Origin of the sequence: Pseudoalteromonas luteoviolacea S2607, assembly GCF_001625575.1 — a bacterium.
Taxonomy (GTDB): domain Bacteria; phylum Pseudomonadota; class Gammaproteobacteria; order Enterobacterales; family Alteromonadaceae; genus Pseudoalteromonas; species Pseudoalteromonas luteoviolacea_E.
In genome coordinates this window covers 137423-160881 of record NZ_AUXV01000004.1, presented here as the reverse complement: position 1 = coordinate 160881, position 23459 = coordinate 137423, and the positions used below count along the sequence as shown (strand labels likewise).

General features: G+C 40.5%; 23 protein-coding genes. 11 read left to right on the top strand and 12 right to left on the bottom strand.

The genetic code is table 11. The annotated features are described in order from the left end of the window. Positions 1–459 precede the first annotated feature (459 nt). The 4 genes from N480_RS04680 to N480_RS04665 all read left to right on the top strand — a co-directional run bounded on the left by N480_RS04680 (position 460) and on the right by N480_RS04665 (position 7370). Entirely contained in the window at positions 460–4290 is a 3831-nt protein-coding gene (locus N480_RS04680; RefSeq protein ID WP_081231745.1) for a TOMM system kinase/cyclase fusion protein, read from the top strand. A 12-nt stretch (positions 4291–4302) separates the two neighbouring features. Next, on the top strand, positions 4303–5700 hold the full coding sequence (locus N480_RS04675; RefSeq protein ID WP_063371378.1) for a hypothetical protein: 1398 nt from the start codon (positions 4303–4305) through the stop codon (positions 5698–5700). Further along, a complete protein-coding gene (locus tag N480_RS04670) occupies positions 5700–6302 on the top strand; it encodes a hypothetical protein (protein WP_063371377.1) in 603 nt (200 codons plus the stop codon). Before N480_RS04675 ends, N480_RS04670 begins: the two co-directional genes overlap by 1 nt. 462 nt (positions 6303–6764) lie before the next feature. After that, positions 6765–7370, top strand: coding sequence for a hypothetical protein (locus tag N480_RS04665; RefSeq protein WP_063371376.1), 606 nt, complete (start codon positions 6765–6767; stop codon positions 7368–7370). Here the strand turns inward: N480_RS04665 and N480_RS04660 are convergent. Further along, complete coding sequence (locus N480_RS04660) at positions 7367–8248, bottom strand: LysR family transcriptional regulator (protein ID WP_063371375.1); 882 nt, start codon at positions 8246–8248, stop codon at positions 7367–7369. The genes N480_RS04665 and N480_RS04660 overlap by 4 nt on opposite strands. Positions 8249–8353: 105 nt before the next feature. On the opposite strand from N480_RS04660, the gene N480_RS04655 reads away from it, so the two are divergent. From N480_RS04655 to N480_RS04645, 3 genes are all read left to right on the top strand, one after another. Continuing rightward, positions 8354–9556: an MFS transporter gene (locus N480_RS04655; protein ID WP_063371374.1), complete on the top strand. Its 1203-nt coding sequence runs from the start codon at positions 8354–8356 to the stop codon at positions 9554–9556. Beyond that, a complete protein-coding gene (locus N480_RS04650) occupies positions 9532–10062 on the top strand; it encodes a GNAT family N-acetyltransferase (RefSeq protein WP_063371373.1) in 531 nt (176 codons plus the stop codon). The genes N480_RS04655 and N480_RS04650 overlap by 25 nt, the downstream gene beginning before the upstream one ends. Before the next feature lie 181 nt (positions 10063–10243). After that, on the top strand, positions 10244–12196 hold the full coding sequence (locus tag N480_RS04645; protein ID WP_063371372.1) for a methyl-accepting chemotaxis protein: 1953 nt from the start codon (positions 10244–10246) through the stop codon (positions 12194–12196). Positions 12197–12510: 314 nt separating this feature from the next. On the opposite strand, the gene N480_RS04640 is transcribed toward N480_RS04645, so the two are convergent. Then, positions 12511–12849 (bottom strand): hypothetical protein, encoded by a 339-nt coding sequence (locus tag N480_RS04640; RefSeq protein WP_063371371.1) that lies wholly within the window; start codon positions 12847–12849, stop codon positions 12511–12513. A gap of 331 nt (positions 12850–13180) precedes the next feature. On the opposite strand from N480_RS04640, the gene N480_RS04635 reads away from it, so the two are divergent. Next, positions 13181–13636 (top strand): hypothetical protein, encoded by a 456-nt coding sequence (locus N480_RS04635; RefSeq protein ID WP_063371370.1) that lies wholly within the window; start codon positions 13181–13183, stop codon positions 13634–13636. Between the two features lie 250 nt (positions 13637–13886). Here N480_RS04635 and N480_RS04630 read toward each other — a convergent pair whose 3' ends face one another. Together N480_RS04630 and N480_RS04625 are read right to left on the bottom strand one after the other, a co-directional pair. Then, positions 13887–14408 carry a hypothetical protein gene (locus tag N480_RS04630; RefSeq protein ID WP_063371369.1) on the bottom strand — a complete coding sequence of 174 codons (522 nt, stop codon included), beginning with the start codon at positions 14406–14408 and terminating at the stop codon, positions 13887–13889. A 477-nt stretch (positions 14409–14885) separates the two neighbouring features. Then, positions 14886–15314, bottom strand: a complete 429-nt coding sequence (locus tag N480_RS04625) for a cytochrome c (protein WP_063371368.1) — start codon at positions 15312–15314, stop codon at positions 14886–14888. Positions 15315–15429: 115 nt separating this feature from the next. Here N480_RS04625 and N480_RS04620 point away from each other — a divergent pair, with 115 nt between their 5' ends. Continuing rightward, positions 15430–16044, top strand: a complete 615-nt coding sequence (locus N480_RS04620) for a cytochrome b/b6 domain-containing protein (RefSeq protein ID WP_063371367.1) — start codon at positions 15430–15432, stop codon at positions 16042–16044. A 24-nt stretch (positions 16045–16068) separates the two neighbouring features. Here N480_RS04620 and N480_RS04615 read toward each other — a convergent pair whose 3' ends face one another. From N480_RS04615 to N480_RS25985, 8 genes are all read right to left on the bottom strand, one after another. Continuing rightward, a complete protein-coding gene (locus tag N480_RS04615) occupies positions 16069–16698 on the bottom strand; it encodes a 4'-phosphopantetheinyl transferase family protein (protein WP_231102224.1) in 630 nt (209 codons plus the stop codon). 151 nt (positions 16699–16849) lie between these two features. Then, a complete protein-coding gene (locus N480_RS04610) occupies positions 16850–17131 on the bottom strand; it encodes an acyl carrier protein (RefSeq protein ID WP_063371365.1) in 282 nt (93 codons plus the stop codon). After that, positions 17128–18291 carry a beta-ketoacyl synthase N-terminal-like domain-containing protein gene (locus N480_RS04605; protein WP_063371364.1) on the bottom strand — a complete coding sequence of 388 codons (1164 nt, stop codon included), beginning with the start codon at positions 18289–18291 and terminating at the stop codon, positions 17128–17130. Before N480_RS04605 ends, N480_RS04610 begins: the two co-directional genes overlap by 4 nt. After that, entirely contained in the window at positions 18284–19591 is a 1308-nt protein-coding gene (locus N480_RS04600) for a beta-ketoacyl-[acyl-carrier-protein] synthase family protein (RefSeq protein WP_063371363.1), read from the bottom strand. Before N480_RS04600 ends, N480_RS04605 begins: the two co-directional genes overlap by 8 nt. A 9-nt stretch (positions 19592–19600) precedes the next feature. Next, complete coding sequence (locus tag N480_RS04595; protein WP_063371362.1) at positions 19601–20377, bottom strand: SDR family NAD(P)-dependent oxidoreductase; 777 nt, start codon at positions 20375–20377, stop codon at positions 19601–19603. Beyond that, positions 20364–21296: an aromatase/cyclase gene (locus N480_RS04590; RefSeq protein ID WP_063371361.1), complete on the bottom strand. Its 933-nt coding sequence runs from the start codon at positions 21294–21296 to the stop codon at positions 20364–20366. The genes N480_RS04595 and N480_RS04590 overlap by 14 nt, the downstream gene beginning before the upstream one ends. Before the next feature lie 132 nt (positions 21297–21428). Beyond that, positions 21429–21893, bottom strand: coding sequence for a hypothetical protein (locus N480_RS04585; protein WP_063371360.1), 465 nt, complete (start codon positions 21891–21893; stop codon positions 21429–21431). Positions 21894–21895: 2 nt separating this feature from the next. Beyond that, positions 21896–22084 (bottom strand): response regulator transcription factor, encoded by a 189-nt coding sequence (locus tag N480_RS25985; RefSeq protein ID WP_227008523.1) that lies wholly within the window; start codon positions 22082–22084, stop codon positions 21896–21898. Between the two features lie 354 nt (positions 22085–22438). Between N480_RS25985 and N480_RS04575 the strand changes: the two genes are divergently transcribed. Continuing rightward, the gene (locus N480_RS04575; protein WP_063371359.1) at positions 22439–22861 is read left to right on the top strand and encodes a MarR family winged helix-turn-helix transcriptional regulator; all 423 of its coding nucleotides are present in this window, start codon (positions 22439–22441) and stop codon (positions 22859–22861) included. A gap of 89 nt (positions 22862–22950) precedes the next feature. After that, positions 22951–23457, top strand: a complete 507-nt coding sequence (locus N480_RS04570; protein ID WP_063371358.1) for an antibiotic biosynthesis monooxygenase family protein — start codon at positions 22951–22953, stop codon at positions 23455–23457. Positions 23458–23459 lie beyond the last annotated feature (2 nt).

The following is a 23459-nucleotide window of genomic DNA, read 5'->3' as shown; positions in this document are numbered from 1 at the left end:
ATTAATTAGGGGTAATTAACTTCCCAATTAACACAATTCCATACAGAGTGATGATCTAGCATCTATCACCTTGTTACACAACTCAACCATTTACAAAATCACAATCATATTTAACCGTAACAAAAACTTGTTTACATCAACAAAGCAACCATGTATATCTAAAAAATAGCTTGCATCACAAGCAGCAAGGGTTTGGCGCAATATAATCAATAATTTTGAAATATAGATTACTTAAACTTTTATTTTTATTGCTAATTTACTAGGTAATTAATACCAAAATTTAGGATAATTAATGTGACACCATTATTTCTTACTAGGTCAAAAATCGTATGTTTTTCAAGTGCTAAATTAATTAGAACTTGTCATCGTCTTCAACCATAAAACGATGTAAGATTCGCACAGACTAACAATAACAATCATATTCTGGCAGCAGATAATTAACTCGAAGAAATAAGTATCATGTCACTAACTCATTTTTCTGACCCATACATAGAAAACCGCTTCGATTCGGCTCAATACGAGCTTCTTTATAAAATTGGTGAAGGTGGTTTCGGCAAAGTATTTAAAGCTAGAAATAAAAATACTGACCAGACAGTTGCAATTAAGTTTCTGGCCCTAGAGCCTCACTTAGAAGAAGCGAAAAAGAAACGCTATATCGAAAGATTCAAACGAGAAACAGCACTAAGTGGACAGCTTGAACATCCTCATATCGTTAGGTTATTAGATAAAGGGCAGGTTGATGAGCACTTACTATTTGGCGTGTTCGAATATATTGAAGGACAATCCCTACGCGAATATTTAATGCAAGAAGGCGCTTTGGATGCAGTAAATGCTACCGATATTATGCTGCAAGTATTAGATGCGCTTATTCATGCTCATAAAAAAGGGATTATCCACCGAGATATTAAGCCTGCGAACATCATGCTATCTCAAGCTGGGGCCAAGACCCATGCGAAAATACTAGATTTTGGTATTGGAACGCTCACGCAAGAAAACAGGCATCAAGACTTTTCGACGATTACCTTAACACAAGAAACCATTGGCACCCCTTCCTACAGTGCACCAGAGCAATTGAGGGGAGAACCCGCATCCGAAAAGACTGATTTATACGTTTGGGGCTTAGTATTATTAGAGTGCTTAACCGGCATGCCTGCGGTTACGGGGTCAAGTGTCGCATCAATTTACCATAAACAATTAAGTGATGTTCATATTCCCATCCCAAGTGCATTGTTAGGCCACCCGCTTTCTGGCTTATTGCGCAGAGTACTACAAAAGAATGCCACTGAGCGCGTTATTTCTGGTCAAGAGATCTTTTCTGAACTCAACTCCATGAACGTCTCAAACTTGGTTGGTATCTTGGCTGATGTTCAGGCACAGCACGGTTATGATGACAACACCGTCGTACTCAGAAATGACGATCCTAGCAGCCCACTAGTACATGACTACACCACACTTACTGAGCGTAAACAAATAACGGTATTAGCCATCAGAATGAGCGCAAAGCGCCTTACTGATAGTGCCAAAGATTTAGACATAATAGACACGCTATTTAAATCTCAACGCAACCACTGTATTGACATTGCGACACGCTTTGGCGCTTACCATGTCGGAAACCTAGCTGATACCATGCTGTTTTATTTTGGTTATCCGGTTGCCAGCGACAATGATACAAGGCTATCTGCACGTACTGCGTTGGAGGCCATTAGCGAGCTTTCTAAACGAAATGCATTAATGCAAGAAGCACATGGTATTCAGCTCAATGCACATATTGGTATTCATTCGGGTATATTTGTTACGTACGCTAATGCAGTGCCTGAAGGCAATGTCGCAAATACTGCAATGGAGCTTTCACGCTTAGCTGGTGAGAGACAAATTTTATGCTCGGCAGAGTCACGTGCTATTTTAGAGCCATATAGTGATTTTGATTATTTCGATAATGTCCAACTGGGCCTTTCGTTTGAGCAACTATCTATATACAACCTCAAAGGCGAAAAACGCATAGAAGCATTTGGTTTTATGCGTGGTACTAAAACCAACCACAAGTTAATTGGCCGCCAACTTGAGCTAGATAAAACCCTGTCTGTTATTAATGGCGACAACAACACCCGTATTGCCCATATTTATGGTGAGGCTGGTATTGGTAAGTCGAGATTGTTGCAGGAGGTCAGAGACAATGCGAGCAAATACCAACACCTAGTCGCTCAGTGCTTACCAGAGCATCAAAACAATGCGTTGTATCCCATTTTAAATTTAGTCAGATATTTATTAAATACAGACAACTTGGCATCGGCAGACGTCATACAGCTATTTGGGGATATCTTGACCGAATTTGGCCAGACGGCTTCTGAGGTTGAAGCTACTATTCCTGTTATTATGGTTTGGTTGGCCATTCCACTGCCTGACGAAATGCAAACGTCTTCTCATTCTCCTGATGAACAAAAAGCGCTATTGTTTGCTGGGTTAAGCGCATTGCTGATGTCTCGAAAATCCAGCATTACAGAATTTAAACTGTACATTATCGAAGACATCCATTGGTCAGACGTTATTACACTCGAATTTTTGCGCTACTTTGCGGCACAATTACAAGATGGCAGTGTCATGATTAGCACTTCTAGACAACCTTGTCCGAACAGCTTGCTGGATCTCACACTGGTTGAAATCGAGCTTAATAAACTCACGGCAAAGGCCACCGCTGACTTCATCGAACAGCTATTCGATAGTAAAAATGTATCTGAAAATGTTCGCTCTGTTCTGGTAAAACGCACTGATGGTATCCCTCTCTTTATCGAAGAGCTTGTTGATATGCTGAAAGAAAAGCAGCTAATTCACGAGACCAATGGTGCGATTACATTTATAAATCCGGATAAGCTAGAGCAAGTCCCTAATAGCTTAAGAGAATCTTTACAACAGAAACTAGACAATTTGGTTCATGCCAAAGAAACAGCACAGCTGGCTGCGGCAATTGGTAGAGAGTTTGAGTATGAACTCTTGGTCAAGACATCGGCTTTAAGCGAAGACCAAATTCAAAATGATTTGAATGAGCTGTTAGATAAAGAGTTGATTATTCAGCAAAGAAGGGTTGAAACAGACAGCTACATATTCAAACATGCTTTGGTTAGAGATGCCGCTTATGACAGTATGGACAATAAAGCAAAAACAACCAATCACCTGAAAATAGCCGAAGTACTTAAATCTTTTGCCAACAACTTTTCGCTACAATTTACTCAAGGTGAACACTATCAAAAAGCAGCCTCATTCACGGATGCATTCAAAGTGTTCTTAAAAATCGGTAAAGAAAGTACGTCAGAATCACGCTTTCAACAAGCACTTGTTGCCCTTGAAAAAGCAGACAATATTGCCAATGAACATAAATCTTCACTGAATATTCAAGAGCAAGAAGTTTTAGATCTTCAACTGAGCTTGGCTAACTTTTATATCGGTTTTAAGGGCTACGCTAGTCCAGATGTTCATGCCAACTATAAAAAAGCAATTGATATAGCTCAGAATATTGACGGCACACCTGAGCTATCGAGAACACTCTGGGGAATTGGGGTCTACTACATGGTCAGGGGTAATTTTGAAGAAAGTATCAGTACCTCAGAACAAGCCTATACATCAACAAAACAGATAGAAACGGTCGATCAGGTCGCCCTGAATGCGCTCGTTGCTGGTTCTAAGTTGTGGCTTGGTAGATATGAAGAAGCCGAGCGAGTTTATGAACAAAACCACGCTTTGTTTGATACCGAACTCGACGGCCTGTTTAACAAGAACTATTCATACAATATTGGTATTGCTGAGTTAAGCTATTACGCCATATGTTGCGTTGAACTTGGAAAACAAGAACAAGCACTCGCATTGTCAGCTAAAGCAATTTCTACTGCGCAAGAGATTGGTAATGTCTTTTCCCACTCTCATGCATTAACGCGTGGGGCGCTAATCAAAACTATGCTTGGTGATCATGAAGGTGCACTAAAGCATGCGCAACAAGCAATCCAACTCACAAGCGAGCACAACATCGCGCTTTGGAATATCGTAGCTAACTTGCTAGAACAGTTTCTACTCATCCAACTGGGGCAACAGAGCGCCAGCACAGAGCTGGATAAGTGGATTAGTGCCTATGAAAGCACTGGCGCACTTGCCAATTTACCTTGCTACCTATTGATGCTTGCTCAAGCAGAGCAAACTTTAGGAAACAAGGACCAGTCAGCTATCGCGCTTAATAGAGCGTCAGAGATAAGCAGCCAAACTGGCGAGACTTTTTACATGAATAAACAGTTTGAACTTCAATAAGGCATCAAGTTAATGATAATAAAAGCAGCCATCGGCGCAGCTGGACTAGCATTTGGGGCAGCTAGTTTTGCAAGTTCCGAGCAGCTACCAAACGATACATGTAAAGTCCCCTTTGATAATACACCTGTAGGATGTTTTCCGGGTGCAATCTCAGCCGGCAGCAGTGAGAATTCGCAAGGGTTTAGAAACTATGCCGTAAAACAATTTTACGCATTGAATTGGCCAGTAACCGACATCAGCAGCCGCGCACCGGATCTATCGAAGAACCCTGCGCCATTTGATATAAGCGTATGGCAAACATGGCAAACAAAGACGGATTTGACTCAAGGCACAAAGCCGAGTTTAACAACGCAAAACAAGCAAGAAATTGCCGCCATATTGAAAACGCTCAACATAGACTCAAACACGGCATATGCGCAACATCTAGAGTACTTACATGATACGGATATTCCGGATCAAGACCACCAACCACTTGTGGCGATAGATAAAAGTAAATTGCATTTTGAAGTGTATTACAACGATGTGGCGGTTAACGATTTAAACAACTTTGCTAAAAACAACTACCAATTTACCACAGGTAGCACAACAGAGCCCAAACGAGGGGCTATTGTCGCCAAAGGTGCTTGGAGAATAATCCCACAAAGTGAATACAGTACAGTAAGCCAATATCATTCATCTTTGGCATGCATATACTCCGACAGTAATGTCTGCGATATACAAGTTGTTGGACTAACTGGGTTGCATATTGCAAACAAGATGAACCCTTTGCAATCTACTGAAACAACATGTGAAGGGCTTACATGTAAAAACATTAAAATTTCAGAGTGGTCTTGGACGACTTTTGAATACTATCAAAATGCGCCAAGCGTCGCCTCAAAAGCTGACTTTAACAACATTGATAAAACTGTGTCTTGGCTGCTATACGATAACAGTCAAATCGAGCAAAATATCAAAAACTGTACTAAAGACGATTTGCTTGCGATAAACAACACCAGTTGTGTTGTAAACCAAGTACCAACAACAACCACTCAGCCAGCGCAGATCATTAGGTTTCAGCCTTCGGACAGAAACTTCAAAGTTGAGAACTTATCCGAAAAGATCTGTCAGGGTTCTGGCTTGTCGTCACTAGACTACTCTAGCTGCTTAACAATCCTAGCGTACACCAAGACACCTAACGTTTCGCCTTTGCAAAACTATCGATTAATTGAAAACGTTTGGGTAGATACCAGAGGAAATATTCTACCAGCTTATTCCGGTAATAATACGGTGGATAAAATTATACGTAATTCGTCTATGGAGCCATTTGACCGTTCAGTAAGTCAGGACAATCTTGATTGTGCGGCTTGCCATAGACACGCTAAATATGACGGCATGTTTACCGTCCCCTCAATTATCAAAGGAGATAAATAATGACTACGGCGCTTATTAACGATTTATGCTGTATGCAACTACTTTACGCACAAGCAACAAAGCCTGAGCTTAGACAAATCACTAACAGCATATACAGTACATTAATCTCAGAGCCAGAAAACAGAGCAATTTTGAGAGATAAGTATTACATCCCGAACTCTCGTGTAAGTGTTGTCAATACGACAGCTGAAATGTCTATCGAATATGCTGACAAACTAGTTCAGATCAGTGGCTCTAAGGCAGCAGCAATTCTAGTTAACCAACAATTAGGTGAAGTCGCATACCGCTGTGTATTTACAGCTGACAGAACGCCTATTTTTGAATTAGCTGGCGGTGCGTCTGTACCTAGCAGTGCACCGACGGTAAGCGAAGAGCAACAAAAAGCGCTTGTTTTAACACTTTGGCACTTAGCGTTTAATGACAGCGACCGTGAAGAGTTCCTAAACTCTCAAAATAAAGCAAGTGTACTTCAGGGCATTGAAGTTGACGGTAACGCACTAAATGCAGAGATCTCAACTTGGATTGACGAGCAAGTGCAAGCACAAAATATTACTGACCTAAAAGACTTTATCGGTTTCTACTTATATAAAGCGACTTGGTAATATCTTTATTCCTTATTTAGCCTTGCTTAAAGGCTAAATAAGGGATTCAGTTATCGAAAACAAAAACTGATACGCCAATGCTGATATTGTAATCAACAGTAGTTGAGCAACCACGAAATCCAAACTCTCAAAATCTACAGCGAGCTTCAAACCTATTTTAAGCAGTGCTAAATACCACTCAGGGTAGCAATACACCTCATCATTTGGCCTTCAGAAGTATAATGTAGAAACAGTTTAATAAGCCCCCTACGCCCACACAGTGACTATTTCGACGTACCTGGAGCCGCTCTGCGGTCTGTATCGCTGCTTATTTGGAGTATCAATGACACGCTTTTACACGCAGCGCGCTTAACCGTGATTTTTTGGCAGAATATTGTGCAAGCATACTTTATTTTTTTAGCCTCTCCTTTTATTCATTTAATTATGCCAAAATAGCCGCAGACCAGCATATAAGGACAATATATGAAAAATATTCTTTGCCTAATCACCAGTCTTGGCTTGTTGAGCTCTGCAAACATTGCATTTGCCGACGATTCGGGATTTGGTGTTTCAGTGTTTGGCGGATACTCCACCAACCACGACCTAACGACAAGTAAAAACTTTACGATTGATCTTGAAGACAATAGCCACTTTGGATTTTCTGCGGACCGTATAGTTAATAGCACTCGATACGGGCTATTCTATAGCTTTAATGAAACAGAATTTGCTGATAATGCAATTGCTAAAGTAGACATGGAATATCTACTGTTTCAGAGCGCTATTGAGAGGCCTATCAGTCAAAATCTCAATTACTATGTCGGCGCACAAATTGGCGTAAATAGAATTACGCCCAACTTCGCTGAGTCAGATGATTTCTTCGCATCTGGTTTATTCACTGGCGTTGATTACTCTATTGGTGCAGGGTTCCACGCTTTCACAGAACTACGCTGGATGGCGACCATCGTCAAAAATTCATCGTCAGTTGTTTGCGATGATGATCCAAAAACCACCGATAACTGTATCTGGCATTTTGATGGTGACGTATTAAACCAGTTTCAGCTAAGTGCCGGTATCAATTACCGTTTTTAACTGCCCAAGCTGCGTTTTAGCTCATCAATAAAAAGTCGAGTTTTATAGGGCGTGAAGCTAGAGTTTGGATAATAAGCCCAAAGCTGCTTCACCTCTGACCTTAAATTTGGCAATACGGGGACTAGCGCACCTTGCTTGATCTCTCTTGCAACATATTGAGGCGAAATAAAAATAAGCCCCATGCCCTGCACCGCAGCTTTCATCATTGCATCCAAGTGGTCCGAAACAAAATTATAATTATTGAAATCAAATAGTGTCCCGTCTTCTAAAATAATGCCGCCTTTTTTCTGATAATAATTACTCAGCAACATCTTATGAGAGGCTAGATCCGCCACCGTTTGGATCTCCTCGCACTGAGACAAATAACTGGGCGCACCAAACAGCATCATTTGATAATCAATTAACCGAGTGCCTTTATGGGCCACAGAGTCAAACTCCTCATGGTATCGCGTTATTACAAGGTCATGCTCCAAATCTGGCGGGGAGCCTGGCGTCAAGACATTGAGGTGGATTGTTAGATCGGGATATTGCTCCAAAAACCGCTTTATATTAGGCATGAGCACACTACTTCCGATCGCCTGAGTCGCCGCAATTTTTAATGTGCCCTGTGGCTTTAGCTCGCTGCCTTGTGCTTGCTCTAACATGTGCTCAAATTGATCTATCCATAACCTTGCATTAGGCAGAAACTGCATGCCATTTTCATTCAAGCTCACCTGCCTTGTTGTTCTGATGAACAAAGTTTGCCCGAGTTGCTTCTCTAACCAGTCAATTCGTTTGCTCATTGCTGAAGCGGATATTCCCATAATTTCGGCTGCTTTTGTAAAGCTCTCCATATCTGCAAGCACTACAAAGCTGCGCGCTGCGCTTAACCAGTCCAAATTAATTCCTCATAAGAAAAAGTCTTTTAATTATTACCTTATTTTTAGGACATTAAAAGCACGTTATATTACCGCCTACATTTCCCAGTCGTATTCCGGAGAATCATGAATAGGTACATCACCTTGGCTGCTTTATTGACCTCTTGCTCTCAACTAGCGAGCCAAATTTTTATGCCTGTACTGCCGGATATAGCAGACAGCCTTACTTTGTCACCCGGCGCTAGCCAAGCAGTTATTATCAGCTTTTTCCTTTCTTTAGGCTCTGCGCAACTCCTTGTCGGGCCACTGTGCGACAAATATGGCGAGCGGCCACTATTTGTCACTGGCCAAATTATATTAATTGTAGGCACTTTGATCTGTGCCTTCGCAGATGGCGCCAACACTTTTTTGATTGGTCGAGTATTGCAAGGGGCAGGCTGTGCTGCGCCCATTCTAGTAAGCCGTGCTGTTTTATACTCATGCTTTCAAAGTGCAAAACTTAACAGCGCAATGGGCAGTCTAGCTATTTCAGCAAGCCTTGTTGCACTCATCACACCGTTAATCGCTGGTATGTTGGCGGAGCAATTCTCGTGGCAAGGCATGTCTTTGGTGCTAATTTGCTTTTACGTCTGCATTTTTCTATTTGGTTTAGCAACGTTTCCAAAGCCCAAAAAACGTCTCGTTTCATTAAAGCCCACTGCACTACTGAAGCAATATAAAAATATTGCTTCAAGCCCCACTTTTATACCCGTGGCATCGCTAAAATGGGCACCCACATTTTTATATTTAACATTGCAACTCTACCTGCCTTTTTTCTTGCGAAATGAATTTGCCTATTCCACAGAACAAATAGGGCAAGCCATGATGGTTTCTATGTCTGGATTATTGGTAGGCTCAACACTTGCCAAAATCATGCAAAAACGTACGCACCATCTAAAAATTGCGATGTATTTATGGCCAGCACTGCCAATAAGCGCCTTTACCTTTTTGTTTTTTAGCGAACATGTGCATGCCGTTGTTTTTGCCCACTGCGCCATTATGTTTATTTTTGGCAGTTACTTTCCGAGTTACATGTATTACGTTGGCCACTTTTACAAGTCACGCTCGAGCACTGCAAATGCGTTAGTAGGGGCAACCGAATTACTGTTATTTTCGAGTATTGCTTGGCTTGCTAATCAATACTTAATTACAGGCCCTAGCTCTATCGCTTTTTTAACTGCGGGGTGTGCATTACTTGTACTTATTTGTTTAAAAGCGCTTAAAAATCTTGGTAATGAAAAAATCAGTCAAAAAGGAGTTAAGTTATGCGATTCGAAACTACAAGGTTGATTGTTAGGCCTTTACAGCAAAGCGATTTAGCGGATGTCTATCAATCAAGGAAAAACCCTGATACATCAAAATACATTGGTGATCCAGCCACAATTGAGGATGCCAAGCTACGGATTGAAGAAGCGACGCTACCTTGGCAGGGTGTTGACCATCAAAAAATGATGCTAGCTATCCGGTGTAAAACAACTCACCAGTTTATCGGTGAATTGCTGTTTAAGTTCACCCAAAAACAGTGCCATATTGGTGAGATTGGATACCGCATGAGCCCACAGCACTTGGGGAAGGGCTATGCATTTGAAGCGGCAAGTGCGTTTATTTCAAATTTATTCGATCAATTTGAGCTCAACAAAGTTATCGCAGTTTGTGCGATAGGTAACGTTGCATCATGGCGGTTAATGGAAAAATTAGGCATGCGCCGAGAAGCAGAGTTACGCGATAACATGTACTTACAAGGCTGCTATCAAAACAGTTTTATGTACTCTATATTGAAGCGAGAGTTACAATAATGGCTCTTTGAGGCTCATTTAAGCCAGCAGAGCCTCTAAAGTATGCAATTTGTACGCTCGTATATGCAAAACTATTACCAATTTAGCAATTTATCTCCTCGTTAAATTTCTTTATATCTCAATTACACAGGTTAGAAAACAGCATCTATACTGTTTAAAAGCCAAGTAGTTGGAGCTATATATGAGAATGCGACAAAAGCTGATCGGCAGCTTTGTACTGACAGTCATTATACCTATTCTAGCAATATCTATAATGAGTATTACCCGCACCAAGCAGGAGTCGAACACCAGCTTTATTGCAACTTCTGATAATGAAATCAGACAAGTAGAGAACGCATTCATTTTGTTTTTTGAGCAAATGAAGAATAACGCCCGCTTTTTAGCGCAGAGCGAGGCGGTGGTGAATGTCGCGAAAGACACCACCACATATTTCGGCGACGAAAAGATGATGGAGCCAGCCTCTTCAGGGCCTGAAGAGGCGGCAATATTTAAACTTTTTGAAAGCTTTGGAGTCACCCATCCTGAACTTTTGTTTGTATATCTTGGTACACAGGATGGTGGTTTTATCCAGTATCCTGCAGAGCCACTAGGTGGTTATGACCCACGTAAAAGACCTTGGTACCAAGAAGTCACCCAGTCCCAATCAGATGTTGTTATTACCGAACCATATCAAGGGGTTACAGGGCAAGCTATGGTATCTATCGCAACAGCGATTAAACGCTCAGGAAGCTTAGTAGGTGTGCAATCTCTGGATGTTACGCTGGCCACTTTAACTGATATTGTCAGTAATATTCAGCTTGGACAAACCGGCTATCTCATGCTGTTAGATGGCAATGGCACCGTATTGGCCGACCCGAAAAATCCCGATAGTAATTTCAAGAATTTATCCTCCCTTGAGGGACCCAAATACAAGGCTATCAACAACCCCTCCGATGAAGCACTTATAAAGATTGATACTGGCGATGCAATATTGCAAGCTAGGCTTTACCACTCCAAAGCGCTAAATTGGACATTTGTTGCATTGATTGAAGAAGATGAAATTCTCTCTTCTGCCTATGCGATGTCATACAATATTGGGCTTATCTCTATTGGCATGTTGGTGCTGTTTATTTTCATTGCCATTGCTCTAGCCAATAAAATCGTTTATCCCATTGAAATGGTTTCTGATGGCCTCAAAGAAATCGCACAAGGTGAAGGTAACCTATCGAAACGCTTGCAGGTCATAGGCAATGATGAAATCAGTGAACTCGCCTCTTGGTTTAACCAATTCCTTAACTCTATCAATGGCCTAGTTAGAGATATAAAAAGCAACGCCAGCAACCTAAATGCCCAAGCGCAGCAATCTCATAGCAGCGTCGATGATATTCGTGGTCAGTGTCATCATCAAGCAAGTACATCTCAACAAACTGCAGAGCACACACAAGCCATGGAAAACATGGCTATGACCGTTAATGACAATTGCACTCAAGCATTGAGTGAGATCTCAAATACAGACAGCCACGCAAAACAAGGTAATGCGCTTATCCAAAGCACCGTGAGTCAGGTGGCAACACTCAATGATTCTCTTGATAGTTCTGCACAGGCAATGAGCGAGCTAGAAGGACAAAGTAAAGACATTACCAATATTTTAGAGGTGATACGTACAATCGCTGAACAAACCAACTTACTCGCTTTAAATGCAGCCATTGAAGCAGCTCGAGCGGGAGAGCAAGGACGTGGCTTTGCTGTTGTAGCAGACGAAGTACGTACTTTGGCACAACGCTCCCACGATGCAACGCAAGATATAGAAAAGGTACTCACTAAACTGACAGATCAGACCCGTTCAGTATCGAAGCATATGACACTGAGTGTTGAGGAATCTAAAACGGCCATTGAACAATCAGAGCAAGCGCATAGAGCCTTTGAAGAAATTGCAAATTCGATAGAAAGGGTAACCCCGATTATTGCCAATATATCTCAACAAGCAGAGCAGCAAGGTGCCTATGCAAGTGAAAGTAAAACACAAATCGAGGGAATAAATCAGTCAATACAACAGGTCAGCGGATCAGCAGATTCTCTATATGATGGTGCAAAGCAATTAGTTAAGTTTGCTAATAACTTAGATGAGTTAGTTGGACGATTTAACATAGATTAAGTCCGTTGATACACGCCCATTAAGTACGCTTTAATAACGTTGTTGTGGTCATTAAGCAGCCACAACAACCACTTACTCTGACTCCATAGCTCGACTCATTGCTCCACCGTTTGAATTCATTACTTATCATGCCAAAATTCACGATGAGACAGGTTGGCAATGGGCTTTTGAGCAACTTCATATCAAACCCAACAACATAAACTGATTACCAAAACAGATTGCACAGAAGCCGAAACTAAAAATCATTCGATATTGTAACGAGAGATTGATTGAGCGTCGCTTGCAATCGTTTTAATTTACCTTAGACACAGCGCTTAGCGGCCTTTTTCTAGAGCAATTGTATAGACCTTGCAGAAGTGCGTTGTCGCCCCCACCCATTTCGAAGCATCGTCATTATGGCCAAAAACCGATACTTTAGCGTCAGTGTGATAAGCAGCAAGTAAAATACTTACTGTCGTGTCGTATGCGGGGCTATCCTTACTGATCCAGTAGCCCTTACATTTAGCCGCGGGCGTATTTAAAGTAAGCGTAAAGTCTCCACCTCCATAGTCTGGGTAAACTTGCATGGATTTAATGGTCGTGTAAGTACTTTGCTCAAGCGCAGATAAATTTAGTGAAATTAACCCTAAAACGCAAAAAAATAGATTTTTCATATTTTCCTCAATGTATTCCAAGAAGTGCAATGTTCATTTAAAAAGTATACATCGGCATAACGATAAAAATTCACCGTGAATAAAAAGAAGCAGTACTGGAAAGCTTATAACGAGGTGACCAAATATTAGCTTGGCCACGACACACATATCGGTTGCAAACTCGTGGTTGAGCCTGTTTATGCCCGATTAAATAAGTGGAATTACAAATTGGTTTACCAAGATGTTTTGTTTAGAATATTGTCTTCGCAACAGTGACGGAAAGGGCATGATGACTTTATATCAATGACTCTGACCCCATTGATTTTTATATTTAAGACAAGGAACAATTAAATTGAAAGTTATTTTTATTTTGGCTTTATTTTTACTCGCAGGATGTCAGAGTACAAAGATTGTAGCGCCTAAGCTACCTGATACAGTAAAAGAAAGTGATATTTCAAAAGTCGTACTGTTTATGGAGTCCAACCTAAAAATTGGAGAAAGTAGAGTGTATTTTGGTGAGAAAAAGAAGAATTACGCATCTTTTACCAAAAAAGGAAAAAAGGAGCTAACACTGCTTTCTGGTGAATACAAATTTGAGATATGGTCTCCAGGCAGTGCCACACACAATTTAGAGGCAGTGTTAGAAGGTAATAAAACAACATGTATTCGAATTTTCTCAAATACCACTAATTTAGCAGGAAAGTTTATTGTTCCTTTATTGAGAAATTTAACCTCGACACATGAGGCCGAAGTTGTTGACTGTTACCAAATAAATAAACTTGCTGAAGACTCTGCAGAAAATAGTTAATATCACTGTCTTAATAAATGGGCGAAGCTGTATTTATCAACATTTTCAAACTTACAACTTGCTATAGATACAGCCTTCGCATTGTAATTACAAATTCACTTCAGTGTTCCAAAACAGCTAAAATCACGCCTATTCTACATATATACTTTAATAAATTACTTTAAGTTCACAGTATAAATCAGCCCAATATTAATTGGGTCAAAAATTGTTAAGCTGCACTTTTGCGCGCCATTTCGCGTAAGTTTATTTTTTATTCACATGCCGCAGGACCAATAATTGACTCATTTCTGGTAAGTTTTTTGGCCACATTAGGGTACCGATTTTCGAACTCTTTATAAGTTTGTACACGCTCATCTTTAACTAATATTGATGAGTTATGAGTAGAGAAAATAATATAATTGTTATATCCACCTACATCAAAGTACACATCACCGATATAATTTACAGTTCCCGGCTCTATTGTAAAAGTGCCCAAACAATCTAGATCGGGATCAACTAAGCCAGACCCCTGCATATACAATACTTGGTCAAGAGAATGTGTTCCAGCTGACATTGGAAATACAAATAACTTTTCACTGCCTTTCATAGCAAAGCTGTAATTATCTAAAATTCTATTTGTATTTCGGGTTAAGAAATTTGCAGAGTGTATGCCAGACATCCTAAATTTTGCGACAACTAACCCTGTATCTTCTTTGAGTGGCTGAGTGGGATCATACGTTTGAGCACACGCTGTTAAAATCAATGATAAAATAACAATCAGAAACCTAGACATTTAAACCTCGAAATGGCACTAACTAAGCATATTATATTTAGCAATATACTTAGTATCTTAAAACCCAAGCACTGTAGCTCAAATCTGTCACTATTGTAAGTCCGTCAATATTACTATCTGTTAATTGAGCTGCGCAAGTATAGTGTGAAATTCAGACAATACATTTACTCGCTTTGAGAAATAGAGTTACTCGTTCTATAACGACATTTTAAATAGCATATAGTAATAAAAACCAAACGACATAAGGCTTTGATTGACGAATGACTCGGCTTATTTAAAGTAACTCTTGAAATTGAGTAAAGATTAGTAGCTGCTCAACAAGCATTACCGATGTGGCTAAGGTGTCGCTTTTTTGTGCAATTATTTTGTTTTATTCTGACTTTAAAACTCGCGACCTGTTTAACTATACGTTAATTAATCAACCCAGTTTGTGCATGTTTAAAGCGCCACTATCTACTAGAAGCGCTTTAGTATTTTTCACCAAAATGAGCGATAACTTCTGTGGCAACTACGGCACGTATCAGCCGCAGCCTCTAAGCCTTGCAGTGCTAAACGTGTGTTTTGTGTTTCACTGCCTTTGTGTAGCAATTTAAACCCTTGGTCCATTTGAGACATCATACCTTCAAAATGCCCCCACTTTTCCCAAATACGTGGTTTAGCTCGGCTATTTTGGTGACTGCCCCTTGGAAATGCATTGAGTACAATATCTCCTTGTGCATTGAGCTGAGCACTGACCGCCAGTAACTTTTGCCATTTTATTTCCCTTGCATCCAACAGGTCCTCAGCTTCATCAACTAAAGACTCTATCGCCTCAAATGCATTTTGCCTAGATTCCACAGCCGTATTAACGCTATTTGCCGACGCTAATAAAGGTAACGCGATTAGCCATCGAGTGAATTTAACCATCTTCTCATTACTCCTTGATTGGTAGTTGCAAATCCAATATCTAAAGTCTAATATTCAACCATTGCATTTGCAATGATTGCTTTTGCAAACTTATCAACCTGCAAAGGAATTTGTTATGAAAGTTTGGGATCTCGCTACACGTATCTATCATTGGCTTCAAGCACTTTTGTTTATACTTTTAGTGCTTTCAGGCTTCAAAGGCACTGGCCCACATGAACCATTAGGTATTCTTTTATTTACGCTCATTGTCTGGCGGTTACTGTGGGGGGTGGTTGGCAGTGAATCAAGCCGTTTTGGCTCCTTCATTAAAGGACCAAAAACAGTAATCGAATACTTTACAGGACGCTATCCACAAAAGCCTGGTCATAACCCAGCAGGAGGATGGATGGCAATTACTATGATTGCAGCGCTATTTATTCAATGTATAACGGGTATTACAATGGCTGGGCTTATCTCACCACTGGACAATATACTCACCACAGAGCACTTAGATACAGTTTCTAAAATACACGATGCAGGTGCTAGATTACTTATTGCTATGGTGGCCATGCATGTCGGTGCCATCATTATATATAAAATCAAGGCTCAACCACTGGTTAAAGCAATGTTTTCGGGTATTCAGCAACAGCTATCAAATACACAAAGCCTCTATTTTGTCTCTATGGTTAGAGCAGTATTAGTTCTAATTGTTTCTGGTGCCCTCACAACCAGCTTACTTCTATTAGGCTAAATAGCATTACTTGGGCCTTAGCCTTTAAGGCTCACTTTCTTTATCGGATAACTTGGGCATGGCCAAGCCTGTTTGCGTGTCCACTGTCATTGCTATTTTCCGCAATGTCAAAGGCTCCTCGCTCAACACACACGTTTGGTCAGAGTGAGCGACAGAGAAAAATTGAGCATGTAACAACTCTTTATTAATTTCGATTGCTTGTTGTTCATAAAAACGATTCAAGCCTTCAACCCGAATATTATCCAAGCCAAACTCTAAACCAAAAGATTTTAATTTGAGCCACGCCTCTTTAAGCGTCCAAGACCGCAAAAACTCCTTTGCCGTGAGGTTCTCAACCCTATCCTCAGGATGGGTAACCCACGCATAAACGCTCAGCATTTTTTCTGGGTAACGCATAAATTCGATATCAACGCCGCATTCTATATTCGCTAGTAAGATCACAAGTGTTGAATTGCTATGGGAGATACTCACATAAAGGTGAGAAGCACATCCATCCTCGTCCACAATAAAAGGTTTACCACTTTTACAGGTTTTCACACGCAAGATTTTTTGAGGGTATAAATACTTGAGTAAAACCGCCAAGGTCTTTTTCCCTACCCCTTTTGCAATCGCGAACTCATTAAAAACATATAGGCAGGCCTGTTGGGGTGACATCGTTTTTCTTGATTTGTACATAAGCATTGATCATTCTAAAAAGTAAAAGGCCAGTACTATCAAGGGAGAATACTTGATAGTACTGGCCTTTTTGCTTAACACTAAACTCTACCTACTTCTCCACAAAAGTTGGCCACTTGAATGGTCAGCCTTACACGACTTCCGCAGCACGCTCTTGTGCTTCAAGTACGTCAGCTATACGTAAAACTTCACTAATCACATCTGCAATGGTTTCGATTTCACTGAACTTTAGGCCTCTTAATTTAAACCCAAGCTCTTTTTCCATATCAACGGCAACACAGACCATTTCTGTTGAATCAAGCTGCCATTCATCCTCTAATTGTGATGCATCATTTAATTCAGATCGTTCAACATCCAAATATGCACAAATGGCGTCGTATACAATGTCTGTTACTTGTTCTTTGTTAATCATGATGAAGTTCCTTTTTTAATAATTAGACTGCTGATTGCACCGCCTAAGCTAGCGGTGTTTATAAGTATCTGATCAATATTATTTTTTGAATTTGGAGATTGCGCGCTTAATTGCGTATACGCATTTTCTAATTCCCCTTGTGGCAAGTTTTGATGCTTCAATAGTAAGCAAGCACATGCAACATCCAGTGCACCTTCAAAACCTAATCCATGGCCAAAAATACGCTTTGGTACAACCACATTGCTCTGTGGGTAAAGCTCATTGATGGCCAAAGCCTCTGCTTTGTCCACTTCGTGCAGCCCACATGCATCAGGTAAAATGACATCCGGCGCTCCATTAAGCGATTTAAAGTTGCGGATAAAAGGTTGCTCTGTTGTGTTGTACCTGTCAGCATCGGTAGGCTGAGTCGTGTTTGCAGAGCCCCCCAGATAACCATAAATAGTTGCCCCTCGAGATTGCGCCCCACGCTTACTTTCTAATACAAAGAACACAGCCCCTTCTGTGAAACCTAACTCATTACTCTGTTTAGAGAATGGGTTAAATTCTCCACGACCAGTGTACTCACTCGTTTGCGCGAGGGCCGCCAACACAAAGTCTGTGTTTATACATTCTGTGCCACCAGCAATAGCAACGTCTATGTGTCCTTGCCCAATATGATATGCAGCATCAGAAATACTGTGCAGGCTACTGCTACGGTCACACATGTAAGTTTTAGAGTAACCTTTAAATCCATGAGTGATAGATATTTGGCCTTGTGCTGCTGCTGGAAACCAAGCGGTTGCCTGAAAAGGACTCACAGCTCTTGGGCCGTCACAATGTAAATTACGAAGTTCACGATCTGTATATTGCCAACCACCGAAAACATTGCCTACAAACACCCCTACTTTGTCTTTATCCAAGCTATCTATTGGTAGCTTGGCGTCATTCATTGCACGCTCAGAAGCAATCAGTGCAAATTTTGAAAAGTTGTCCAGTTTGTTTCCAACTCGCGCGGGAATGCGTCCTTTGATCTGACTTTCTGATACAAAATTCGTTATGATCCCGGTATGGGCACGCGTTAGCTTTGAGTCGCCTTGACACCAAGCCTGCCACAGCGCTTCAGGGTCATTAATATCTGGTAAGAATAATCCAATACCTGTAATTGCAACTTCATTATCCATGATATTCTCCCAAGCTTTGTGTATCACACTTACCAAACACCAATGCACTATGAATACCAGAGAAGCCGCTTGCATCTTTTAAGACATTCTCGATTTTGTGTGCTTGAGCCTGGTTCGCGACGTAATTTAAATCACATTGAGGATCTGGCTTTTGCATATTGATTGTTGGCGGTACTTGCTGGTACTTCAACGCCAAAATTGCTGCAATAGTCTCCACTGCATTAGCCGCAGCCAAAGCGTGTCCTATTTGGGATTTTGAAGAACAGACAGGAATGTTATACGCGTGATCACCCAGCGTTTTTTTCAACGCATTAGTTTCGTTCACATCATTTTGAGGCGTTGAACTACCATGCGCATTGACATGATCTATCTTATCCGGACTCAATTGCGCATCTTGTAGGGCTGCAACCATAGCACGATGGAGGTCATGCCCCTCTGGCTGTAAGTTCGTCATATGATACGCATTGCAAGTAGAACCAAAGCCCTTCAATTCAGCATAAATAGGGGCATTTCTGGCAAGTGCATGTGATAGTTCTTCCAAGACAAATATCCCACAACTCTCACCAAGAACAAATCCAGAGCGCGACGTGTCATAGGGTCGAGAAGCGGCTTCTGGATTGTCATTTGAATCACTTGTTAGTGCTCCTATGATATCAAAAGCACCAAAGGCAATGGGTGTCAGCGGTGCTTCACTGGCACCGCTTATCATAACATCAGCCAAACCCGCCCTTATCGTATTAAATGCGTGACCAATGGCGTCTAGCCCAGCCGTGCACCCCGTAGCTAACGTTTGTTGTGGCCCGCAAGCATTTAAAGTTTTGGCTATTTCTGATGTGGCAGTATGAAAGCATGCACCTGAAAGTAAATTTCGAGATACCTCCTTTAAACTAAATGGCGTTTTCCCATTGTCCGTTTGGCGAAGAAACTCTTCTTCCATAAACTTGGTGCCGGCAATCGCTGTTGCGATACAGATGCCCAACCTTTCGTTGTCAACATTGTTATTTGTAAGCCCAGCATCCTCGACGGCCATATTGGTCGCTGCCAAAGCGAATTGCGCATAACGATCTAAAGATTCAATTTGCGTCTTATTTAGACCAAATTCGCTCGGTACAAAATTTTCGACAATACCCGCAATCTGTGCATCAAACTCAGATACATCAAACTGGCTGACGTTACTTACACCGCTTTTACCTGCAAGGTTATTGCGCCAGAAAGACTCCAAATTAAGTCCATTTGGCGCGATGACGCCCATACCAGAAACGACAACTCTGCGTTGTTTTGAATGGTGTTGATTCAACATGCCAACCTCCTAGTAATTGCCTAAACCGCCACACACATTCAGTGCTTGCGCGGTGATCCCTCTGGCATGCTCTGAAGCAAGGTAAAGCACCATACCGGCAACTTCACTTGGCTCAATATATCGTCCAACGGGTACCCTAGCCTCAATCCTAGATTTTGCTTCTTCCACTGACACATCCCAAATACGCGCATAATTACCACGTACTTTCTCTGCCATCTCAGTTTCAACAAAGCCTGGACACACTGCATTTACCGTAATATCTTGATTTGCACGAGCAAGCTCTAAACCCAACGCTTTACTGAAACCGACAACACCATGTTTTGAAGCACTGTAAGGTGCGCCATGAATAACGCCTTGCTTACCACCTGTCGATGCAATGTTAATAATGCTACCACCCGCTTTAATAAGTGATTTTTGCAAAGCGGTTCTAGTTACAAAAAACACCGCATTTAGGTTGGTATTTATAGTTTCAAGCCACAACTCATCTGTAATATTGGCTGTCACACCACCACCTGAGCGGCCAGCACAATTTATCAATATATCAATGTGGCCAAATTCTCTTTCCACGCTAGTGAATAGCTCCATCACTTGATGAGCATTGCCAACATCACAAGAAAACCCGGATACTGTAGATGATTCGGTCACTAACTCTTTAACGACGCTTTGTAGACGCGTATTATCTCTAGCAACCAAAATACAGTTGTCACCATTTTTAATAAAAAACTCTGCGATGGACTTACCTATCCCACGTGAAGCCCCTGTAATTAGTACGTTACGCTGTTGCATGTTCAGTTCCTTTTAAACTTGAGTCGATGGCTTTCATAGTGCCAATACTGTTGTTGTTAATTGCGGTTTCAATTTTTGCTTTAGCTTGATCAACGGCAGTGTCTGTCCAAAAATCGGCATTCACTACAATGTTATGCCAAGAAGTAATCTCTACGCCTTTCTCGACTTCTTTCACGGTCCAATAGCCTTGATGCTCTAATAGCGCGGGTGGTGGTGATGGTTGAAAATACGAAATTTTGCCACCTTCAACCTTTCTAATTGAGCGAATTTTTTCTTCTTTGTCCTCAACTTTCACAACCATGGTAAATTCTTGATTTTCATGGTCTTGGTAATGCATTTGCACTTCTTCGCAATGTGGAAGTAGCTGTGGCCAATGCTTAGCATCTCTCAATAATTGAAATACTGCAGACTTTGTATAAGGTAACGTCATCGTCGCTTCAAACTCATGACTGAGCGCCTGTTTTTCAATAGCTTCTTTAATGGCGCCCAACTCCTTGTTGCTATTGCGCTCTATACATTCGAGCATGTAGCTGTGGGCTTGTTCGCGAGTCTCAACACCCTCCACCAAGCCAGAAACGGCCTCTTTCACTTCAAACTCATGTATCAACTCGATTGAGCAACCATTTTCTTGGACGTTTACTTGCCAAGTACCCTGCATATATTTTAAAAGTGGCGATGGCTTAGTTTGTTTAAAAGAAATAGTTCTGGCTTGGCGATCAATTTCGCGCATTGAAGTCCAAGACAAAATACTGTCATTCGCAATTGCGGTTATGTCTATTACCTGCTCTGTTTGCGTTTCAGATATCACATTGGCTGCCAAACAAGGCGGAAATACTGATGGCCAGTTTTCCACATTTAAACAAAAAGAAAATGCGACATCAGCTTCACAATTTACATTTATATTATGATTCGTTTTCATGGTTATTCCTGTTTTTAATTGATATCAAAATTATTTAATTAATGAAGTGAATAAACAACTGGTCGGGAGTACTGTTTTTCAGGCAATAAAAAAGGCGCTTGCGCGCCTTTTAGTTTAAAACATTTTAAGTTTCTAAATTGCAGGTTGTTCTTTTTGGGTTGGCCTCTTACTCAATCGCAACCCATCTCTAATGTTTAAAGAAATTAGTGATATATTAACTAACCCAGCAACAACCTCCACTGATTGAACTAAATAAAACTCGAATCCAAACAAACTAGACTGTGCTAAGTAATTCAAATATAAAGCACAAGGAACTAGAACAAGTAAACCATTCAAGCCAATAAACGGCATTCTTTTAGCTTTGGCCTTTATTTTCTTATTTTTACTTCCTTTAGCCATGTTAAACCCTGACCCAGCGGTCACTATTAAACATGGTATTAGTATAAATAAACCAGGCGACAAGATGCTACTTTTCACCTTTGCGATCAACGCATAATTGCCTATCAATTCAGAATACAAAGTTGCTGACAAAAAAACTAACAATGTCATAAGCGCTATCCCGCCGGCCACTTTATGTGCGATTTTTTTTGCTTTCATTGCTATACCCTACTATCGTTATTAATAGCCTTTTGAAACATTTGGAATCGGCTATTTACTCCATAAAGCTTATATAAATTATTACAATGAAATTTCACTGTACTAAGTGATATATAAAGCTGGTTGGAAATTTGTCGATTGTTATAACCCTGCAGAATTAAGTCTAAAACTTGCTTTTGGCGTTTTGTCATATTGTCCTTCATGGTTTTCTCCTAAGAGCTAGTATTTGGCTCAGAACTGACTCTTTTAAGTAGTTCCCTTTTTATCCCTACAGCAACGAAAGCAGAACATATCTCCATTTGTTCACGTTGTATGGAAAGTGTTTCTAAATTGTGTAGAGACTGTTTTAATTATAACCACAACATTTGCATCTGCAATAGTTGTAAATGCTAAATTATCATTTGCTCAATCATGTGGTACACTTACTCTAAATGTATGGCGGGCCTGTTATACATGAGGGTTCATCACAAAATTGGTAAGTTTTTTGCCACTTTTTAATGAGCAAATTAATGATCTACATCAACTTTTTTTGAGGTGGTATTGTTTTGGATAAATTTTCAAAGAATGACAGTCTAGGATGGCATATCGCGGTCTTAAGTAAAATAATGGCATCTAAGCTAGAGGAAGAGCTCAAGAAGTTTGATCTAAAATTGGCGTACTGGCCAACTTTAATGCTTTTATGGGAACAGGAAGGTCAAACTCAAACCGATCTTACCAATGGATGTCAAACAAACCATTACACGACGACTAGAGTGCTAGATAAACTAGAAGTATGTGGTTTGGTAGAGCGCAGACTCGACCCGAGCAATCGCAGAGTTTTTAGGATTTTTCTTACCGAAAGAGGCCGTGAGCTAGAGGCTCCCCTGACCCAAATTGCAACAAACATTAACAAGCAGGTTTTACACAAATTAGAACAAAAAGACCAAAAAGCGCTTCTGGAACTTTTAAAATCAATAAACGATGTGTGATTGCTAAAAACTATACTGTGGAGCAGTTATAGTCTAACAAATAATACGTTACCTTATTTGGCATAAATTACTCACCTATTGAGAATACTATGCCTGTAAGAATAACTTTAACAATGGATAGAAACAAAGTTACTTCGCCTTTAAAAATCACAAAATTAGAGAGAAAATTTAAAGGCGAACACAAATATGGCAACTCTAAATATAATGAGTTCCACTTTAACAAAGGAAAATTATCAAATAGTAAAGAACTCTACAAACTAGTTGACAAATACGTTATTAAAAACAAAATTAACTACGCCGAATTTTGTGTAATAACGCTTTGCAAAATTAAAAACAACGATTCAAAAAAATTTTTAGAACAATTCTTTTCAGTTCTCCCCCATATGAAAGAAAGCCCGGGATTTGTCGATTTCAGGTTATATAAATCAAAAAACAAAAATCAAAATTTTAACTATATAAACATTGCCACTTGGTCTTGTATAAAAGAGCTTGAAATTACATTTACTAAGATTAAGGAATTAGGCCTTTTAAAAGGCGGATTTGATAGCACCAGCGAAATAGCAATTTGTAACTTACCTGAAATAAAAAAGGATTAGCA

Bases quoted from the DNA above. Each gene is read 5' to 3' on its own strand.
- N480_RS04640 (WP_063371371.1), bottom strand. From the start codon at position 12,849: ATGAAAAATCTATTTTTTTGCGTTTTAGGGTTAATTTCACTAAATTTA.
- N480_RS04650 (WP_063371373.1), top strand. From the start codon at position 9,532: ATGCGATTCGAAACTACAAGGTTGATTGTTAGGCCTTTACAGCAAAGC.
- N480_RS04665 (WP_063371376.1), top strand. From the start codon at position 6,765: ATGAAAAATATTCTTTGCCTAATCACCAGTCTTGGCTTGTTGAGCTCT.
- N480_RS04625 (WP_063371368.1), bottom strand. From the start codon at position 15,314: ATGGTTAAATTCACTCGATGGCTAATCGCGTTACCTTTATTAGCGTCG.
- N480_RS04630 (WP_063371369.1), bottom strand. From the start codon at position 14,408: ATGTCTAGGTTTCTGATTGTTATTTTATCATTGATTTTAACAGCGTGT.
- N480_RS04620 (WP_063371367.1), top strand. From the start codon at position 15,430: ATGAAAGTTTGGGATCTCGCTACACGTATCTATCATTGGCTTCAAGCA.
- N480_RS04595 (WP_063371362.1), bottom strand. From the start codon at position 20,377: ATGCAACAGCGTAACGTACTAATTACAGGGGCTTCACGTGGGATAGGT.
- N480_RS04655 (WP_063371374.1), top strand. From the start codon at position 8,354: ATGAATAGGTACATCACCTTGGCTGCTTTATTGACCTCTTGCTCTCAA.
- N480_RS04585 (WP_063371360.1), bottom strand. From the start codon at position 21,893: ATGAAAGCAAAAAAAATCGCACATAAAGTGGCCGGCGGGATAGCGCTT.
- N480_RS04680 (WP_081231745.1), top strand. From the start codon at position 460: ATGTCACTAACTCATTTTTCTGACCCATACATAGAAAACCGCTTCGAT.
- N480_RS04610 (WP_063371365.1), bottom strand. From the start codon at position 17,131: ATGATTAACAAAGAACAAGTAACAGACATTGTATACGACGCCATTTGT.
- N480_RS04645 (WP_063371372.1), top strand. From the start codon at position 10,244: ATGAGAATGCGACAAAAGCTGATCGGCAGCTTTGTACTGACAGTCATT.
- N480_RS04670 (WP_063371377.1), top strand. From the start codon at position 5,700: ATGACTACGGCGCTTATTAACGATTTATGCTGTATGCAACTACTTTAC.
- N480_RS04590 (WP_063371361.1), bottom strand. From the start codon at position 21,296: ATGAAAACGAATCATAATATAAATGTAAATTGTGAAGCTGATGTCGCA.
- N480_RS04600 (WP_063371363.1), bottom strand. From the start codon at position 19,591: ATGTTGAATCAACACCATTCAAAACAACGCAGAGTTGTCGTTTCTGGT.
- N480_RS04605 (WP_063371364.1), bottom strand. From the start codon at position 18,291: ATGGATAATGAAGTTGCAATTACAGGTATTGGATTATTCTTACCAGAT.
- N480_RS25985 (WP_227008523.1), bottom strand. From the start codon at position 22,084: ATGACAAAACGCCAAAAGCAAGTTTTAGACTTAATTCTGCAGGGTTAT.
- N480_RS04675 (WP_063371378.1), top strand. From the start codon at position 4,303: ATGATAATAAAAGCAGCCATCGGCGCAGCTGGACTAGCATTTGGGGCA.
- N480_RS04570 (WP_063371358.1), top strand. From the start codon at position 22,951: ATGCCTGTAAGAATAACTTTAACAATGGATAGAAACAAAGTTACTTCG.
- N480_RS04615 (WP_231102224.1), bottom strand. From the start codon at position 16,698: ATGTCACCCCAACAGGCCTGCCTATATGTTTTTAATGAGTTCGCGATT.